This is a genomic window from Binatus sp. (SeqCode) (assembly GCF_036522015.1).
Lineage (GTDB): Bacteria > Desulfobacterota > Binatia > Binatales > Binataceae > Binatus.
The window spans coordinates 1-18442 of record NZ_DATDGQ010000050.1 but is presented as its reverse complement, the minus strand read 5'-3'; the positions used below and the strand labels follow the sequence as shown (position 1 = coordinate 18442).

The window sequence follows — 18442 nt, the reverse complement described above, 5'->3', positions numbered from 1 at the left end:
GCCGACGAAATGCAGGTCGGAAGCATGATCACCCGCTTACCTATATTGCGATATGAGGCTGGAGCCCCGATCGCTCAGGCGATGCGCCGTTTGCGCCTAACCGCAGACGTGTTCTACGAATGCGGGTAAGCGTCGCTTCCCATCTCTAACGCATCGAGCCCCGACCATTCCACTTCCACCAGCACGCGATTGCCGATCGTGCGCTCGACGATTTTGAAGAACAGCATCGACAGACCGAAGACCACCACGATGTTCACAGAAACACCGATCAGTTGCGCGAAAAATTGGCCCACGTCGCCGTAGAGCAAGCCGGTCACCGGTCCTGCGACGCCGTTCCATCCATCGCCGTAGGTGCCGTCGGCGAGCAGGCCGAGCGCGAGCGCGCCCCATATTCCGCACACCCCGTGGACGGCGATCGCGCCGACCGGATCGTCGATTCGATAGCGGCGCTCGAGTTCCAGCACCGCCCACACGACCAGCAGACCCGCTACTGTGCCGATCAAGACCGCCGCCGCAGGCGTTACAAACGCACACGGCGCTGTGATCGCGACGAGTCCGCCCAGCAGCCCGTTACTGGCCATCGCGATGTCGGGCTTGTTGTAGCGATGCCACAGGTAGAGCAGTGACGCGAGCGCGCCGGCCGCCGATGAGAGCATCGTGTTCACCGCGATGATCGCGATTCGCGGATCGGACGCAGCGAGCGTTGAGCCGCAGTTGAAGCCGAACCATCCGAACGCGAGGATCAAAGTTCCGCTGACTGCCATCGGCAGGTTGTGTCCCGGCAGCGCGCCGATCGCGCCGTCGCGCCGGAATTTTCCAATGCGCGGACCCACCATGTACGCGCCGGCGAGCGCGGTCACTCCGCCGGTCATGTGCACGACCGACGATCCGGCGAAATCCAGATGGCCGTGGCCGAGTCCCAGGTTGACGCCGAGTTGCGAGAGCCAACCTCCGCCCCACACCCAGTTGCCGTACAGCGGGTACAGGAACATCGACATGAACAGTCCGTAGATGAAGAACGCTTTGAACCTCCACCGTTCAGCCATCGCGCCGGTCGGAATGGTCGCGGCGGTGTCCATGAACACCAGCGAGAACAGAAACATGCCGAGGCTGGCGGGATCGCGGCTGACGTTGAGCAGCGCAAATTTGCTGAATCCGAGAATGCCGTACGAATGTGCGCCGATCGTGATCGATAACTCGTGATGACCGATCGCGCCCATCCCGAGCGACGGCCAGTGCGCGACGCCGCCCATCATGAAGCCGTAACCGGTGAGCCAGAAACCGATGATGCCGATCGGGTAGATGATCAGATTCATCGCCATGGTGTTGACCGCGTTTTTCGAACGCGTGAAGCCCGTCTCCACCATCGCGAATCCGAGCTGCATGAACATCACGAGGAAACCGGCGATCAGCAGCCACGCGAGGTTCAGCGAATTGTCCAGCGGCGGCGATGACGCGGCGGTTTGCGCGCTTGCGAGCATCGGAAACGAGAACAGCGCCAGTGCCGCAAAAATCGCCGCGGCCAATCCGAGTTGCGATCGTCTCGGCATCATCTCATCTGCCCTCGATATGACCGGCGCGGAGGACCCTTCGCCGCCGGGTAACGGTTTGCGAGCCAGATCAAAAACAAAAAAGCCCCGATGAGCGACGTAAAAAACAGCACGTAACCAAGCCGGCGGCGCATGTTCTGCATCGCGAGGCTGCGCGGATGAAGGCGCTCCGCGCGATTCTGCGGAATGACCTGAGCGGGGTCGCGCAGGTCCACGAGCATCTGGCCTGCGCTCGCATAGCGGTCGCGCGGGTTGCGCTCGATCGCGTGCAGCACGATCTCCTCGAGATGCGGATCGAGATCGGGCTTGAACGCGGATGGCGGCTGCGGATCTTCCGCGGTCTTCGCGCGCATGACGTTGTAAACGTTGGGGCCTGAGTACGGCAGGTGGCCGGTTAACATTTCGTAGAGAATCACTCCCAGCGAATAGATGTCCGTGCGGACATCGCCGCGCCGGCCGCTGACCTGTTCGGGCGCCATGTAGTCGGGAGTGCCGATGGTCGACGACAGCCCGGACCAGGTCAGGCGCCGCGCCGATTCGTCGAGTGCGATTCCGAAGTCCATGATCTTGGTCTGGCCTTCAGCCGTCACCAGGATGTTTTCCGGCTTCAAATCGCGATGCACGACACCTTCGCCGTGCATGTACACCAGCGTCTCTGCCAACTGCCGCGCGAGTTCCAGCGCCCTTTCCTGCGGCAATCCGGGTTCCCGCATCATTGATCGCAGCGAGTCGCCCTCGATGTACTCCATCGCAATGTACATGCGACTTTTTTTCCTGGGCGTGAGGACCTTGACGATGCCGGGATGGTCGAGGCGGCGTCCAACTTCCTCTTCGCGCTGAAAGCGGCCGTAGAAGATCACGTCGCTCTCGAACTGCATGTAGGGGACTTTGATGGCGACGGTCTTGCCGTCGATTTGATCGATGGCCTTGAAGATCGACGCCATCCCGCTGCGCGCGATCACCTCGATCAACTTGTACTGATCGAGGTTTTCACCGACACTGACCTCGCGCATTTTCTGGACCGTCTCGGGACGAAAGAGTCAGCGGACGTTAACATCCGGCGCCGCGGCAATGGAAGAGGACGTCGCCGCTCGAATGCATCATCTCCGGAACAGTCCGCGCAGGCGCTCGCGCCATCCGCCGGTGGCCAGCGTATGCCCCGTGTGCGTGGTCATTCTGAAGACTGCGCAGGTCAGGTTATCGTGCGTGCCGCGCTGGTTGGCGGTATCGATCAGCTTGCGGCATGCAGTCTCCGCGTCAACGTCGCGCGAGAGCGATTCGAGTTCCTTGTCCTCGAGCGTGTTGTATAGTCCGTCGCTGCACAATATCAGCCGGTCGCGCTCGAACAGCGGCATCGTGATTCGATCGATCGAAGCTATCAACTCGCGTCCGAGACTGCGCAGGAGCATTCCGCGCTCGGGATGAGTTTTGGCGCGCGCGGCCGTCATTACGCCCATCCGAACCTTGTCGGCGACCATTGTGTGATCTTTGGTGACCACCGAGATTTGGCTATGACGAATCAAATGCAACCGGCAATCTCCGATGTGCACCGCCGACAGGATTCCTTTCTCGACGGCGACCGCGGTCATGGTAGTGGCCATGCGCGACAGTTCCGGCACGGTCAGCGCCTTGTCGTGGATCCCGATGTTGGCCCGCGTGATCGCGCGATAGAGCCGCTTGGCGGCGCCCCAATCCGGCGGGCTCTCGCGGTACGCCTCGAGCAAGATGTCGATCGCCATCCGGCTGGCGACCTCGCCGCCTTCGTAGCCGCCGACGCCGTCGGCAACCGCGAACACCGCGCTCTCGGGACTCTCGATGAAATGCCCACACGAGTCTTCATTGTCAGGGCGCGTCGTACCGACGTCGGACAACAGCGCCAGCTCGAAAGCCTGCTCCACCGAAGGAGGAGCGGAGGGCGGCGAATCCATTTGCAGTGAACTACCCAGCTAACACGCTCGCGAGTCAAGTCCGTTCAACGGCCAAAGGGCGGGCCGCGATTGCTCGCGGCTCGCCCCAGGGATTTATTCGCCAGACCAGCTCGTTCGGGATCAGGCCGGCTTGGTTACGAGAATCGTTTCCTTACCCTTCTTCTTCGAATTGCGGATGAAGTACCAGGCGCCGTAAACGCCCCAAATCACCGAGATAGCGACCGCCATCAGCGGTTCCTTCACACTGCCGAGTCCCTCCAGTGGTCCGATGATGTAGAACGCGAGGCAGGCGAAGTTCGCAATCGCGCCGAATATCGGCACCACCATGTGCTTGAAGCCGTGGAACTCGTGCCGCTCGGAGTAGGCGACGATACACACAATGTTCGTCAACCCGTAGAGCAGGAACGTTCCGAAGTTCGACGTCAGCGTCACCAGCAGCAAGCCGTTGGGCAACGCCGACAGCGACGCGTTTGAACTCATCCCCATCGCGTACCACATATTGTGCGGCAGAGTCGCAATCGTCTTGTCATCAGGCGCCGAGCCGCCGGCGAAGTAGAACAGCGCAGCGTATGCGCCCAGTACGGCAGAGATGGTCGCGAGCACCCAGATAGCGCGATGCGGGGTCAGGTTTTCGCCGTGCAGCAAGCCGAAGTGCTCGGGCACTTCCTCGTCGCGGCCCATCGCGTAGGTCACGCGCGCGCCGGTGTTGATGCAGGAAAGCGTCGTGCCGATCAGCGCCAGGAAAACAGTCAGCGCTTCCATCAACATGAACGCCGTGCCGTGTCCGCCGAGCAGCGCGTTGCCGATAATTGTCATCATGTCGCCGAGGGGGGCCGCCGAGCCTTTGGCCTCCGCTAGACTGTATGCGCTGTTCAGGAAATAGTTGGCGGCGAAATATTCGATCAGGTAGCAGAACAGCCCCTGGATCGTCAGCGACAGCAGAACGCCGCGCGGGATGTCTTTCTTGGGGTTGATCGCTTCCTCGCCGAGTGAGGTCACCGACTCGAAGCCGACCAGCAGCAGAATCGCGACCGTCGCCTGCAGCATCACCCAGTCAAACCTGTGCGGCAGAATGACCGAGAGTGCGCTGGCGTGCGACGGATGGTCGCCCGCTATGACGTATTCTCCCAACTTTGCCGCGACAGTGTTGCCATTCGCATCGAGGCCAAGACCCATCGAGCCGGCAGGATGCGCGGCGCGGTAAGCAATCGCCAGCGCGGAGAAAAACAGCAGGGCAACGATCTGGATTCCGTTGATGGCGATATTGACCATCGTGGAACCGTTGACGCCCTGGAACGCGATCCAGGCAACGGCGTACGCGAAGATGATCGCGATAAGCGCCATGAAAACCGGACCGGGGATTCCGGCGTTCATCGTTCCTGGCGCGATGGTGCCGAAGATGTAGCCGATCATGATGCCCATGGTGGCGACCATGACGCCGGGATACATCCAGTAATAAAGATGCGACGACCATCCGATTACGAACTTCGCCACACGCGCAAACTTGAACGCCTTGGTCCGGCTGAGGAAGGCCTGTTCCGCGAACAGATACGAACTGCCTGCGCCCGGATAAAGTTTGGCCAGCTCTGAGTACGAAAGCGCCGTGGCGTAGGCGAGCATCAACGCCACGAAAATTCCGGCCCACATTGCCATCCCCGACGGAAACGCGTAACCCGCCTGTTGGACAAATGTAATCCACAGGAAAGCTCCCGGGGCGATGAGCGCCATCGCGTTGACCGTGACTCCGGTCAAGCCGAGGGTCGGCACCATCTTTTTCTGTTCTTCAGCCATCTTGCCTCCTTCGATTTACGGCGGAGGTGGTTGCCCGCCGCACGCGTATGGCTCCCGTTACGGGCGGGAGCATGTGGAGGCCTAAAGCAGGAAAAGTGCCATTTCAAAATCGAATAGATCTTGATGAAAAATGCAATGCGTCTGCTTAAACGACAGGCAACCGCTTATCAGGCAGTCATCAGCAAGCCTCGAGGCAGGTGGCAAATCTTTTCGCTGCGCTTATCACCGTCCGGTCCCAACTTTTTAAGCTCTGGGCCGGCCCCGAGTCGGTGGCTGATTCCGACTGAGGCCGACCCGTTTGTTCCGTGCGCATGGATGACTCCCGTAAAGTCTCCGTGCTGCGGTCCACATCGTGCAGATTCCTAAGCGACCTTCCTGGCTTTGGACGGCCGTGCCAGGGTGCGTCTGCCGACAGGTACATCGTCGATCGACTTCGGGCAACCGTCGTCACCGGTGACAACGTATTCCGGATATGCGGGGAAGCCGTGCTCGCTCAGGTCGAGCCCTTCGATTTCGCCCTCGGTCGGAATGCGCAGTCTGAAGCCGTACTTGACCGCATACATCAAGGCCATCGAGGCCACGAACGTCGCGATCGTGATCGAAAAGCTGCCGATCATTTGCGCTTTCAACACGCCCATGCCGCCGCCGTAGAAGAGGCCGGTCACGACGCTGCTGGTGTCCGCTCCGGTCGCTGTAGGAGCACCGTACTTGCCGGCGGCGAAGAGCCCCAGCGAGAGCGTGCCCCAGATTCCTGCGATCATATGCACCGGGACGGCACCGATCGGATCATCGATGCGCAGGTATTCGAGCAGGTCGATGCCCCAGACCACTACGATTCCAGCGCCGATTCCGAGCAGGAACGCGCCTTCTGGATCGACCCAGTAGCAGGGGCAGGTAATTGCGACCAGGCCGGCCAGGAATCCGTTAACCGTCAGCGCGAGATCCCATTTGCCGGCCTTGTAGTATGAGTAAAAAAGCGAGGTCAGGCCGGCCGAGCATGCGGCGATCGTCGTGTTGAACGAGACGCGGCCGATGCCTTGGGCGTCCATCGCGGACAGCGTGCTGCCCGGGTTGAATCCGTACCATCCGAACCACAGGATGAGTCCACCGGTTGCGCCGATGATAAGGTCATGCGGTTTCATCGGCTCACCGCCATCACGTGTGAACACGCGGCCGAGCCGAGGTCCGAGGGCGATTGCGCCCGCCAGCGAGATCGTCCCGCCGATCGTGTGCACAACCGTCGAGCCCGCGAAGTCGTGGAAGTTGACCGGGTTCAGATTCGCCAGCCATCCGTCCGGACCCCATGCCCAGTGTCCGATGATTGGGTAGATGAAGCCTGTCACGCCGACGCTGTAGAGCAGGTCGCCGATGAAGTCGCAGCGACCGATCATTGCGCCCGAGGTGACCGTCGAGCAGGTGTCGGCGAACGCATACTGGAAGACCCAGTACGCGAGCAGCGGCACGCCGGTGGTGCCGTAGGTCGGCGCGAGGCCGTGCAGCATGAAGCCGGTGGTGCCGATCCACGGCGTCCCCGGGCAGAACATGAAGGCAAAGCCCCACAACCAGAAGGTCACGCCACAGATGCAGGTGTCGGCGATTCCTTCGACCAGGATGTTTACCGTCTCACGCGAACGGGCGAATCCCGACTCGAGCATGACGAAGCCGACCTGCATGCAGAAAACCAGGTAAGCGGCGACCAGCGTCCAGACGGTGTTGATCGCGTTGACTTGCGGTGGCGGCAGCGCCGGCGCAGCGTCTGCGTAGGCCGTCGCAGGCAGGTACCATTTCGAAATCAGCAGAAGTACGAGCCCAAGCCCGATCATCTTGCCGGCCATCAGGTAACCCGCATTGCGGCGGACCATCGGGTCTCGCCAGCTCTCGCGGATTCTGTCCCACAATCCCGTTGCTCCTGAGTACATCGATCGTCTCCCTCCAAAGTAGATTTTTGGCGTTGGCCTGCGCGCCTCCGCGCGGCGCGACGGACGCATGATCGCGCCGCTTGTTCTTGGAGCAAGACGTATGCCTCGACGCGGATGATCGGGAGTCCATCCGACGATGAATCAATTTGTAGACCTATCGATGGAGTGAGCGATCCACCATAGGTTTCAAATTTTCGTCAACTAGCAGTTATTTTTGCTGACGCGAGAAATTCGATTGAAAATGACCATGCCTCATCGACCGGCGATGCCTGTCATACGTGCATCACTGCCGAGCGGAACCGCTGGTCAACGATTGTGATCGAGCACCGCGACCATTCCTGTCTTGATCGCGTAATGCGTGAGTTCGAGACGATCACGCAAGCCGAGTTTTTGAAAAATATTATCGAGGTGAGTTTTGACTGTGCTCTCGGTTATCGAGAGCCGTTCGCCGACTTCTATATTCCTCATGCCAGAGGCGACGTAGCGGATAATTTCGCACTCGCGCCGTGTCAATTCCTTGCCGCTCGAACTTTCCTGTCGTGCAAATTCCGTTTGGACAGTTGGCGGCATCCAGACCAGGCCGTCGGCGACAGAGCGCACCGCCATCATCAAGGTCTCGATCGCGAATCGCTTCTGCACAACACCCTTGGCGCCGAGCCGCAAAGCTCTAACTCCGTTTTCGGCGCTCTCGCTCGCAGTCAGCACGATCACATTTGTCAGGTGGCTGAGTTGCGGGATGTCTTCCATCATCCAGCGGTCCATCTGCAGATCGAGCAGAAGAATGTCGCTGTCGCTGTCAGAAACGACCGGAGCTACATCGTCTGACGATTCTATTTCAGCGACGACCTGGGTGTCGGGTTGAAGCAGCAGCAGCGACTTGAGGCCCTGGCGGAATAGAGCGTGATCGTCGGCGATGATGAGACGCATCGGGGTCGCGCGCCTAGCCGTTAGGAAGCTCGATTTGCAAGCGCGTGCTGCCGTCGCTGTGCATGCTCATGTGCCCTTCCAGCTCCGCGACTCTCGAGGCGATAGCCCATGGCCGCGACGACGAGTCTGACAAGCCGACGCCATCGTCCTCGATAGTGATCGAAACCTTGTCCTCGACCTCGCGCACGTCAATCCTTACCAGGTTCGCCAATCCATGGCTGCGGGAGTTGCGGAGGCCTTCAAGCATGATCTGCAGTATATGCTCGCCGAGGAGACTGCCACCACTGAACGCGGCTCGAACTTCAAAGCTTGGATCAGAAGTTCGCGCGGCGAATTCCGCGGCGGGTCTTTGTTCGATGCCGGCGAGAGAGCGCAGATAGATTCGGACGGCGTCGTACTCGCGCGCGACGCCGGCTTGCAGATCGGTGATTTCCGTGAGCGCGTCTTGCGGACGATTCCGGTTCAGCAGCGCGCGGCAGGTCTCGAGGCGCAAATTTACTCCGGCGAGTGCCTGCACGTAGCCGTCGTGCAATGAGCGGGCGATCGATTGTCGCTCGGTGCGGGTTTCGAGCTCGCGTACCTCGGCCTCAAACAACGCGCGTTGCTGCGAGAAGAAGCCGATCAAATATCCTGCGATCGCAAGGTAGACCGCTCGCATATCGTAAACGCTGGTAATTCCCTGGGTCAGAATTATCACCAGCAAGTAGAGCGCGACGCTGCAAACCGTCACGGTTGCTATCGGGCGCGACTTGGCGCGGTTTCCGGCGGCGATAATCGCGAAGACAAAGAATACGTACGAAGCGCTGGTTTGCCCTTCAGTTATAAATGCGACCGCGGTCGCGAAGAACAGGTCGAAGCAGGTTGAAAGCAGCTGAAGATTCCAGTCCGCATATCGGCGGCTGAGCGCGGCATACATTCCCACGCTGTACGCTAAATGGCACAGCAGGGTTGTCAACGCATAAGCGTTCAGGTGGAACAGGCCACCCGCGGTGCTCGGATCGACGTACAGGGACAGCATCGCGATGAGCGACAGAGCAATTCGGGCTCGAGCGATGCTCAAGTCCAAATTCTGGAACTCAGGCAGATTCATGCGGGTATCAACCTCTGCGAAAGAATAGCCAGATCGAATCAGGTGAACATAGCCGGACGGAGTCGGCTGCTTAAGACTTCATCCGCGAGCTCGGAACTCCTAGCGCGACCATCAGTAGAGGACTTTTTCCAGCAGAGTGCGGCTCGAAAAATTTGGTCGTGTCGTCGTCGTAAAAAGTGAGTCCGGTCGCACCGCGCCCGAGCGAGTACGCTGCGAGATATGCGCGTCCGCCGAGAATTCCCGCCTCGAGATGCGCGGCGCCATAGCCGCGATTTCCGAACGCTCGAAGTGCGCGCTCGAGATCGGCCATGTAAACGACGAGCGCTGAGCAATCCATCCCGAGCGGCTGTTCAAGGCACAGGTACCCGGCCTCACCGCGGAAGTTGCCCGGTTTAAGCAGCTCGAACGCGCGCGCCCGCCGGTCGTAGTAGTACGCGCCGGGTTCCATCCCAGTGGCTGCGTTGACGATCAGATAAGTGTCGGTCAACGGCGGAAAGTCGGCCTGCGGATGCTCGCTCGAAGCGGCCATGATCGTCGCGAGTTCTTCAGCGGCAATCGCTTCCTGGGCAAATGCGCGCGACGAGCCGCGGCGTAAAATCGTCTCGCCAAGTCCCGCGGACTCTTCCGACGTTATGGTTTCGAGATGAAGCGCGTTCGTGCTCGACAAGGATCGAGTTGGAGCTGAATCCAGTTTCGCGCCGAGCACCGCCGCGACCTCATCGGCGGAAACCAGCCGCGACTCGCGATGCATCTTGACCAGGTCAGGGTACGCGACCTCGTTCGACGAAAGTGGAATCGTCTCCAGCGTCAATGGCTCGACCGCGGGCGATGACGCCGCCGGTTCGTCGGTGTGCCCGAGCGCGACCAGCGCTACCATGCCCTCGCGATCGCCATCGATTCCGAGCAATCGTTCGAGCGCCGGATCCTCGAACGCAGTAATTACCTCGGCGGAGATTTCCTCGGCGGCCGCCGCTGCGAGCAGATTGGCGAGAATCGTGCCCGCGTCCCAATAGCAGTAGCGGTAGGCGCGCGCGCGATATTTCCATTCGCTGCGCCAGTAGATCGCCGACATCGCGATCACGGCACGCGCGCGCAAGATCGAAGGCCGGCGAGCAGCCGCGTCTGCGATATAGCTGCGCCAATCGCCCCGCCGCAGCCCCGCCATCCGCAAATCGGCCGGCGAAAAATGGTAGAGGCCGGTCTCGAGGCCCTCCACACTGCCCGCAGCCAGATAAATTTCGATTGGATATAACGCACCCGCCGACGCCGCCGCGCGGAAATGATAGTCGTCGTCGCCCACCCGCTTCTGTCGAGTCAGGCCGTCGGCACAAAACAGGATGCGCGTGAGCGAGGCCGTATCGATCGGCGCTGAAAAATCAGCCGGCACGTACGACGACAGCGCGGCCAGCGCCGGCGTCGGGGAAAGATTCAGATCGCGCGGCAAAGGGATCGACGCGGCGCCTGGATAAATCTTGTACGGGAGCGGCTTGTTGTCCCAGTCCAGAAAATGCGGCGACGAACGCACGCTGGTGTACGAATGCTTGGTGATCTCGTGAAAAACGCGCGCCGCTTCGATGTACTCGTTGCCCAACTCTCACTCCTGCGAACACATACCGATCGTTCAAATTGACAGGGTCGCCGCCGGACGTGCTATACGGGTTTCCAGTCACCCTGCTTTTCGGGAGAGAATATCATGGCGGACAAACTTACGCCTTCGGACGTGAAAGGGATGTTCGAGAAGCTCAGCAACTGGGGACGCTGGGGCAAGGAAGACCAGCGCGGCGCGCTCAACTTCATCACCAATCAGAAACGCGCGGCCGCCGCCCGCCTCGTGCAAACCGGCGAGTGCGTCTCGATGGCGCTGCCGCTCGCGACAATTCCCGCGCCCGACAATCCGTCTCCCGTGACTCACTTGATGGTGCAGGCGGGCCACGACTCGCACGAGCAGGCGCTGCCCTACGCCGGTGACTACTTCGCGATCGCGCCGCATGGAATGGCGAATACTCATCTCGACGCGCTCTGTCACGTTTTCTGGAACAACAAAATGTACAACGGCTTCGACGCCAGTGAAGTAGGATCGCATGGCGCGAAGAAGTGCGCGATCGACGTCACTCGCGACGGTGTCGTCAGCCGCGGCGTCCTGCTCGACCTGCCTCTCCTTAAAAAGATCCAATGGATGGAACCCCGTGAAAAGATCCTGCCCGCGGATCTCGACGCCGCCGAGAAAGCGCGAAAGGTTCATGTCGAGGAAGGCGATGTGCTGATGATTCGCACCGGCCGCGCCGCGATGCGCAAGGTCAAAGGTGGATGGGACCCGATGCGCGTCGGACTCCCCGGTCTCGACGCCGCATGCCTGCCATGGCTCCACGAGCGGCGTATCGCGGTGCTTGGCTGCGATGCAGTCAGCGACGTCGCGCCGAGCGGCTACGACGGTATCATGCTTCCGATTCACGTCGGCACGCTGGTCGCGATGGGCATACATCTGATCGATAACGCCGACCTCGACGCGGTGTCATCGACTTGCGCAAAGTTGGGCCGCAATGAGTTCATGTTCTCGATGGCTCCATTGATTCTAGAGCGTGGCACCGCTTCTCCGGTAAATCCGCTCGCGATCTTCTGATTACTCAGTGACTAATGACCAGTGTGGGAGTGAGTACTATGAAAACCGAAGAACTGATTATCGATTGCGACGGACATATCCTCGAACCGCCCGATCTCTGGGAAAAGTATCTCGACCCAAAGTATCGCGAGCGCGCGATGCGCATTCGCGTCGGCGATGACGGCTTCGAGTATCTCGAAATAGATCGCAAGCGCGCCAAGATGACGGCGCCGGGACTGCTCGGCTCGCTCGGCGGCATGGGCAAGAAGGTCGAGGACGCGCGCAAGCTGCGCGAGAGCGCGATGCGCGGCGACGCCAAGCCCGAACAAGTGCGGATGCTCGCGCCGAAACCCGAGAACACTTACCTCAAGGGGGCAGCTTTCGGAACCATGGTGATGAAGGAACGCCTCGAGCTGCTGAACAAGGAGGGGATGGCGAAATCGATTCTCTATCCTACAATCGGCCTGCTGTGGGAAGCCGAACTTTTCGACGCGGAGCTTTCAGCCGCATACTGCCGCGCCTACAACCGCTGGATCGCCGATTTTTGCCGCGACTCCGGCGGACGCTTGATCCCGATTGCGCATCTGTCGCTCGGCGATCCCGCCGAAGCGGCGCGCGAGCTCGAGCGTGCGGTCAAGGACGGATGCAAAGGCGCGTTCGTCTGCCCGTTCACCATCACCCGCGTCCCGCACGGTGACCCGCGTCACGACGCGGTCTTCGCCGCAGCGCAGGATCTGGGCGTCCCGCTCGCGATACATCCGACCTTCGAGCCGGCCAGCTTCGGCATCCACCATCGCTACGACAATTTCAGCTGGGCCGCGTGGTACTTCGATCTGTTCGCGGGCCAGGGCGTGCAACATGCGTTCGGCACGTTCTTTCAGTTGGGGGTTTTCGATCGCTTTCCGAAATTGCGCGTCGTAGTGCTCGAGTCGCAGGCCGGATGGATCGGTTACTTCCTCGATCGCGGCGACGCTATCTTCAACGGCACCACGCTCGGTGCGACAGTCCGGCTCAAAGAGAAGCCGTCATACTACTTCAAGCGCCAGTGCTACATCTCAGCCGATCCCGACGAACGTACTATTGCGGCTATGATGCAAATTGTCGGCGAGGATAAATTTTTCTGGGCGACTGACTATCCGCATCCCGATCATCCGGGAAACTATCTCGAGGAGTTGAAGGGCATGATCGCGCCGATGAAGGAGTCGGGACGCCGCGGCATCCTCGGCGAAAACGTCGCACGGGCTTACCAACTCATGTAGCTAGCGGCGACGCCCGCTCGATCTGCTGCCCTCGTCCCTCGCGGCATAGTGTGCTGCGCCGCAGCGCAGTCTATACTCTGCGACCATCCGTCCGCTGGAGGAATCTATGCCGCGTCCGATCCGCCGTTACTCACTAACTTCGCCTGCCCTCGTTGCGGTGCTCGCGCTTCTGTTCGCGTGCCTGACTTCCTCCTGCAATTCGCAGTCGTTCCAACAATCATCGGGACCGTCGATGCCAGTGCCTCCGCCCGCACCCGAGCAGCCGCCTCCGCCGCCGATGAACGTAGCGCGGCTACTCAATGGAAACTGGATGGCCACGTATCCCGGCGGTCCGCTGCGAGTGGTGATCGGCGTCGACCAGATGCTACGCGGCCGCAATTACATTGCGACTCTCGTTGACGGCAACAAAAGTATTCCGCCGGGTCAGGTCGTGTGGAAGGGAAGACTTGATCCAAACGTGCCGGGCATCGTGATTGCCGATCAGATTTGCGCCGAGCACGGATTCCTGCAGGCGCGATGGATTCAGGCAAGAATAATCGTCAGCGACGCGAGTAATTTTCGCGAAGAACTCGTCAATCCAAAAGATTGCCATGGATTCCCGGTGACGTTCACCCGCGTCGGCCCCGCGCCGACGGAGCCGGTCAAAGATTGACGGCGCGAAAATAAAAAGGCCGCCCACGGGGACGGCCTTTCATCCGTTGTCGCGAATTTATACCAGCATCCCGGCCTGCACGACGGTGGGTCCGTCGTGCTTCGGAATTTTCGGCTCGGGCTTGCGCTTCATCGCCTTCTCGAGAATCGGCGCCATGCGCTCGGCCTTCTGATGCGCGCGGTTTTGTTCGCGCTCCTTGAACTCCGGCATCACCTTTTCCGCGAACAGGTTGAGAGACGAGCAGATGTCCTCATGCTTGTTGTTGCCCGCCTGGGAGATGAACACGACCTGGTCGACGCCCGCTTCCTCGAATTCGCGCAAGCGGGTGCGAATCTGGTCGGGCGATCCGACGCATGAGTTCGTGCCGTCCATGCCCGGCAAAGTGAACGGGCTTGCTTTGAAGTTGTTCCAGATGTTGGTCTTGCCCGGCTGGTGCTTGCCGAACGCATAATGATGTCCGAGCGCGTAGGAAAAAAACTTCAGCCCCTCTTCGCCCATCTTGTGCGCAAGCTCCGCGTTCTCGTCGCACATGAAGCCGGTGACGATCGCGATGTTCGCGTTGATCGCGTATCCGATCGGCTCGCACTCGTTCTCGAGCGTCGTGTAGTAGTCGTTTACCCACTGCCGCGCCTCTTCCGGCGACACGAACGCGAACGTCAGCGCGCCGATTCCGAGCTTGGCCGCCAGGTGAATCGTCTCGCGCCGCGAGCACGCGACCCACAGCGGCGGATGCGGTTTCTGCACCGGCTTCGGCACCACGTTGCGCACCGGCATCGAGAAGTACTTGCCCTCGTGACCCAGGAAAGGATCCTCGACGAACATCCGCGCAATCGCGCCGAGCGACTCCTGCCACATCTCGCGTTTGTCCGCGCGCGGAATGTTGAATCCGCCCAGTTCCAGCTCCGCCGATGATTCGCCGGTGCCGAACTCGACGCGTCCACCGCTCACCAAATCGAGCGTCGCGATGCGTTCTGCCACGCGCGCCGGATGATTGTATCCCGGCGGCAGCAGCGTGATTCCGTGACCGAGCCGAATCTGCTTCGTGCGCTGACTGGCCGCCGCCAGAAAAATTTCCGGCGCCGACGAATGCGCGTATTCCTCGAGAAAGTGATGCTCCACTTCCCACAAATGATCGATGCCAAGCTTATCCGCGAGCTCGACCTGGTCGAGCGCGTCCTTGAACAGCTTCAGCTCCGAGCCCTCTTTCCACGGCCGCGGCAGCTGATGCTCATAAAAAGTTCCCAACTTCATTTTTTCAGTACCTGTTTTTTCAGTATCTATTCGCGTGTGTTTTCGGGTGTCCGTGCATCTGTCGTAAACAGCGTGCGCTCGACCATGTCGATCACTTCGCGCTTGCGCCGCTCGATCATCGCGGGCTCGAGCAGGTTCATGCTCCACAGCCGCCGGATCATCGCCGCGGTCGTGAAGTAGCCAATCGTGATCGAGTTCAGGCTCCACATGAAATGCAACGGATCGACTTCGGCGCGGAATTCGCCGTCGCGTTGTCCGCGAAAAATAAAATTCACCGCGGTGGAAAACAGCGGCGGCAACCGACGTTTGAGGACTTGCCGCCCGACTCCGCTTTCGTCGGCCATCTCCTTCCACATGATGCGCACGAAATCCGGATGGCTCGCGATAAAATCGAGCGCGTCGCCGACCGCCTGGCGCATCCGCTCCTGCCGGCTTTCGCGCCCCCACGCGATCCGGTTGGCCGCGTCCTCGAGACTCTCGAACATCTTGTCGAGCACCGCGAGGTAGAGCTGCTGCTTCGACGGAAAATGGTGCAAGAGCGAAGGCGCCTTGATTCCGATTCTCTTGGCGATGTCGCGCAGGCTGGTGCCGCGATAACCGCGCTCGGCAAACAGGACCTGCGCCACCTGCAGCACGCGATCGCGCGTGTCAGTAGGCCGCCGCAGATCAACGACTTTCGCGCTGCCGCGCGCCCCCGAATATTTAGAAACGCTTCTCACTATGCCTGCCAAAAATCTATCTAACGTGTGTTAGGGAGTCAAACTAGAGTGCTTTTGCTCGGCCAGCGTCTTTTCATGGACGTGCTTCAGGATTTGAAAATCCTCGTCGCTGCCCTGGTCCATCCGGGTAAAATGCATCTTTTCCACGACGCGCTGCTCCTTAAGGAATCGGCTGGTCGTCAGAGTACTACAATCCATTTTCGCTTTATAACTCCGCCCTCATCGTAGTAAGTTTCCCTGACAGCTCCGTCCTGCCCGGGGAGGTATCCGCCCATGACCGAACTGTACTGGAAGCCGGCGCATGAACTCGCTGCGATGATTCGCAAGCGCGAACTCAAGCCGAGCGAGTTGATGGACGTGACGATCAGGCGAATCGAACAGACTAATCCCAAGATCAATGCGTTTGTTGCGCTGCGCGCCGACGCTGCGATGAAAGAGGCGCGCGCGCTTGATGAGAGGATCGCGCGCGGGGATAAGGTCGGCACGCTGGCCGGGTTGCCGCTTGGCGTCAAGGATCTGGAGGATACGGTCGGGCTGGTGAACAGCCATGGATCGAAGCCGTTCAAGGACAACCTGTCCACGTCCGATTCAATCCAGGTCGCGCGGCTGAAGGCGGCCGGCGCGATCGTGATCGGCAAGACCAACGCGCCCGAGTTCGGCTACACCGCATTCACCAAGAACCTGCTCTTCGGGCCCACGCGCAATCCGTGGAATCTCGAGCGCACGCCGGGCGGATCGTCGGGCGGCACGTCGGCGGCTATCGCGGCCGGCGTCGTGCCGATTTCGACCGGCTCCGACGGAGGCGGCTCGGTGCGAATCCCCGCCTGTTACACCGGATGCTACGGGCTGAAGCCGAACTACGGCAGAATTCCCAACGATCCGACGTTCGGGATGCAAGGATGGAACGACACCTCGGTGCACGGTCCAATCACGCGGACCGTGCGCGACGCGGCGATCTTTATGGACGCGGTCGTCGGGTATCACCCGGCCGATCCCGACTCGCTGCCGCATCCGGGAATATCCTATGCGGCAATTCTCGAGGGTCTGCCGAAAAAACTTCGCATCGCGTTTCATCCTGACTTCGGCCAGCTCGTGCAGAGCGACGTGGCGCGCGAAATTGCGAAAGCCGCCGCCGTCTTCAAGGACCTCGGCCACGACGTGACGACTATCGACGATCCGGTGCCCGACACCGGCCGCGCCTGGATGCAAGTCGGCGCGGGACAGGGTTACGCGATGCTGCATGAATGGCTCGACAAGCATCACGATGACTTCGGCCGCGCATTCGCTACCGGCACGGAGGGCGCGGTTCGCGTCACGTGGAAACACATGGGTGCGGCGTATCGGCGGCGCCGCGAGTTCAACGATTGGTGCCGACGCGTATTTGAGCGCTTCGACCTGCTGCTGTGTCCAGTGCTCCCGACCGAGGCGTTTCCCGCCAAGGGTCCGATGCCGACCGAGATCAACGGCAAACCGCTGAAAAATCCGCTCGATGCCGTCGTTTTCACGTATCCGTTCAACATGAGCGGCCACCCCGGCGCGTCGGTGCGCGCGGGCCTTACCGACGCTGGCCTGCCATGCGGACTGCAAATCGTGGCCGAGCGCCATCGTGAAGATCTCGTGCTGCAAGCGTCGTACGCGTACGAACAAGCGCGCCCGTGGAACAACAAGTGGCCCGAGATCTGATTTTTTTCATCCGGTTCCCCTTCCCACTATGGGAAGGGGTTAGGGGTTAGGTTGCCAGTCGGCATACTCAGTTATCTGCGGAAAAAGAATCTTGAATCCCGCGCGGAAAGAACGCACTGTAAAAGCCCTCACCCGCTCCTTCGGCGCGGCCTCTCCCGAGGCGGGCGAGGCGGATAATCGGTTGCGCGGAACGCGACATCCTAACCCGGACCCTGACCTTCATCCTCTCCCTTGCAGGGAGAGGGAAAGCAGAAAAAGGAGACCACCATGCCCGAGTTCAATGAAAAAGCAATGCACGAATTCAACCAGGGCTTGATCAAGGAGTTTCGCGCCAACGGCGGCAAGGCGATCAGTGGCCCGTTCGTCAACGCGCCCCTGCTGCTGCTAACGACGACCGGCGCGAAGAGTGGCAAGCCCTTTACCACTCCGCTCGTGTACACGAGGGATGGCGCGCGAATCGTGATAATCGCGTCGAAGGGCGGCTTCCCAACACATCCGGCCTGGTACCACAATCTCAAGGCTCATCCGACGACCACAATTGAGATCGGCACCCAAAAATTCCAGGCCAAGGCTACTATTACCAAGGATCCCGAACGTCAGCGCCTGTTCGACGCGCAGGCCAAGCTTATGCCGGCGTTCAACGAATATCAGAAGGCCACCACGCGTCAGATTCCCGTGATCGTTCTGGAACCGATGTGATCGACTGAGTCATCGCGATGCACGGGTAGTTAGACCGTGAAGACTTGCCGCATCCACATCACGGGAGCTTCTGGCGCCGGTGTCACAAGTCTCGGCCGCGCGTTGGCCGATGCGCTCGCGATCTCGCATCATGACACGGACGATTATTTCTGGCGGCCAACGAATCCGCCTTATCGCGAAATGCGCGAGGTCGCCGATCGACTGCGGCTGATGCGCGAAGTGTTCCTCGATCGATCGGACTGGGTACTGAGCGGATCGCTCGACAGCTGGGGTAGTCCCATCGTTCCGTTTTTCGATTCGGTGATATTTTCGTACGTCCCGATTGCTATTCGCCTGGAGCGCTTGCGCGCGCGCGAATCCAGGCGCTTCGGCGCC

The 18442-nt window shown here is 60.5% G+C and carries 16 protein-coding genes and 1 pseudogene; 6 read left to right on the top strand and 11 right to left on the bottom strand.

The genetic code is table 11. The features are described 5' to 3' along the window. Positions 1 to 113: 113 nt before the first annotated feature. From VIW95_RS02150 to VIW95_RS02115, 8 genes are all read right to left on the bottom strand, one after another. A complete protein-coding gene (locus VIW95_RS02150) occupies positions 114 to 1553 on the bottom strand; it encodes an ammonium transporter (RefSeq protein WP_331583560.1) in 1440 nt (479 codons plus the stop codon). Continuing rightward, positions 1550 to 2563 (bottom strand): serine/threonine-protein kinase, encoded by a 1014-nt coding sequence (locus VIW95_RS02145; protein ID WP_331583558.1) that lies wholly within the window; start codon positions 2561 to 2563, stop codon positions 1550 to 1552. The genes VIW95_RS02150 and VIW95_RS02145 overlap by 4 nt, the downstream gene beginning before the upstream one ends. Before the next feature lie 87 nt (positions 2564 to 2650). Next, positions 2651 to 3478, bottom strand: coding sequence for a protein phosphatase 2C domain-containing protein (locus VIW95_RS02140; RefSeq protein ID WP_331583556.1), 828 nt, complete (start codon positions 3476 to 3478; stop codon positions 2651 to 2653). Between the two features lie 120 nt (positions 3479 to 3598). Beyond that, positions 3599 to 5269 (bottom strand): APC family permease, encoded by a 1671-nt coding sequence (locus tag VIW95_RS02135; RefSeq protein WP_331583554.1) that lies wholly within the window; start codon positions 5267 to 5269, stop codon positions 3599 to 3601. A 362-nt stretch (positions 5270 to 5631) separates the two neighbouring features. Further along, on the bottom strand, positions 5632 to 7188 hold the full coding sequence (locus tag VIW95_RS02130) for an ammonium transporter (protein WP_331583552.1): 1557 nt from the start codon (positions 7186 to 7188) through the stop codon (positions 5632 to 5634). 306 nt (positions 7189 to 7494) lie between these two features. Then, positions 7495 to 8115, bottom strand: coding sequence for a response regulator transcription factor (locus VIW95_RS02125; RefSeq protein WP_331583550.1), 621 nt, complete (start codon positions 8113 to 8115; stop codon positions 7495 to 7497). A 13-nt stretch (positions 8116 to 8128) separates the two neighbouring features. Continuing rightward, complete coding sequence (locus VIW95_RS02120) at positions 8129 to 9133, bottom strand: sensor histidine kinase (RefSeq protein ID WP_331583548.1); 1005 nt, start codon at positions 9131 to 9133, stop codon at positions 8129 to 8131. 142 nt (positions 9134 to 9275) lie between these two features. After that, positions 9276 to 10796 carry a SagB/ThcOx family dehydrogenase gene (locus VIW95_RS02115; RefSeq protein WP_331583546.1) on the bottom strand — a complete coding sequence of 507 codons (1521 nt, stop codon included), beginning with the start codon at positions 10794 to 10796 and terminating at the stop codon, positions 9276 to 9278. A gap of 102 nt (positions 10797 to 10898) precedes the next feature. Here VIW95_RS02115 and VIW95_RS02110 point away from each other — a divergent pair, with 102 nt between their 5' ends. The 3 genes from VIW95_RS02110 to VIW95_RS02100 all read left to right on the top strand — a co-directional run bounded on the left by VIW95_RS02110 (position 10899) and on the right by VIW95_RS02100 (position 13715). After that, positions 10899 to 11825, top strand: coding sequence for a cyclase family protein (locus VIW95_RS02110; RefSeq protein WP_331583544.1), 927 nt, complete (start codon positions 10899 to 10901; stop codon positions 11823 to 11825). Between the two features lie 38 nt (positions 11826 to 11863). After that, positions 11864 to 13063: an amidohydrolase family protein gene (locus VIW95_RS02105; protein ID WP_331583542.1), complete on the top strand. Its 1200-nt coding sequence runs from the start codon at positions 11864 to 11866 to the stop codon at positions 13061 to 13063. Positions 13064 to 13169: 106 nt separating this feature from the next. Then, the gene (locus VIW95_RS02100) at positions 13170 to 13715 is read left to right on the top strand and encodes a hypothetical protein (protein WP_331583540.1); all 546 of its coding nucleotides are present in this window, start codon (positions 13170 to 13172) and stop codon (positions 13713 to 13715) included. Between the two features lie 57 nt (positions 13716 to 13772). Here the strand turns inward: VIW95_RS02100 and VIW95_RS02095 are convergent, their stop codons facing one another. Genes VIW95_RS02095 through VIW95_RS02085 form a run of 3 tightly spaced genes read right to left on the bottom strand, consistent with a single transcriptional unit; the run spans position 13773 to position 15883 of the window. Continuing rightward, positions 13773 to 14966 (bottom strand): LLM class flavin-dependent oxidoreductase, encoded by a 1194-nt coding sequence (locus VIW95_RS02095; RefSeq protein WP_331583538.1) that lies wholly within the window; start codon positions 14964 to 14966, stop codon positions 13773 to 13775. A 26-nt stretch (positions 14967 to 14992) separates the two neighbouring features. Continuing rightward, positions 14993 to 15685 carry a TetR/AcrR family transcriptional regulator gene (locus VIW95_RS02090; RefSeq protein WP_331583536.1) on the bottom strand — a complete coding sequence of 231 codons (693 nt, stop codon included), beginning with the start codon at positions 15683 to 15685 and terminating at the stop codon, positions 14993 to 14995. Between the two features lie 30 nt (positions 15686 to 15715). Further along, positions 15716 to 15883 carry a hypothetical protein gene (locus VIW95_RS02085; protein ID WP_331583534.1) on the bottom strand — a complete coding sequence of 56 codons (168 nt, stop codon included), beginning with the start codon at positions 15881 to 15883 and terminating at the stop codon, positions 15716 to 15718. 75 nt (positions 15884 to 15958) lie between these two features. On the opposite strand from VIW95_RS02085, the gene VIW95_RS02080 reads away from it, so the two are divergent. The 3 genes and pseudogenes from VIW95_RS02080 to VIW95_RS02070 form a co-directional block, all read left to right on the top strand. After that, positions 15959 to 17368, top strand: coding sequence for an amidase (locus VIW95_RS02080; RefSeq protein WP_331583532.1), 1410 nt, complete (start codon positions 15959 to 15961; stop codon positions 17366 to 17368). 267 nt (positions 17369 to 17635) lie between these two features. Then, entirely contained in the window at positions 17636 to 18067 is a 432-nt protein-coding gene (locus VIW95_RS02075) for a nitroreductase family deazaflavin-dependent oxidoreductase (RefSeq protein WP_331583530.1), read from the top strand. Positions 18068 to 18103: 36 nt separating this feature from the next. Next, positions 18104 to 18442 (top strand): annotated as a pseudogene (locus VIW95_RS02070) (hypothetical protein); the annotation flags it as partial.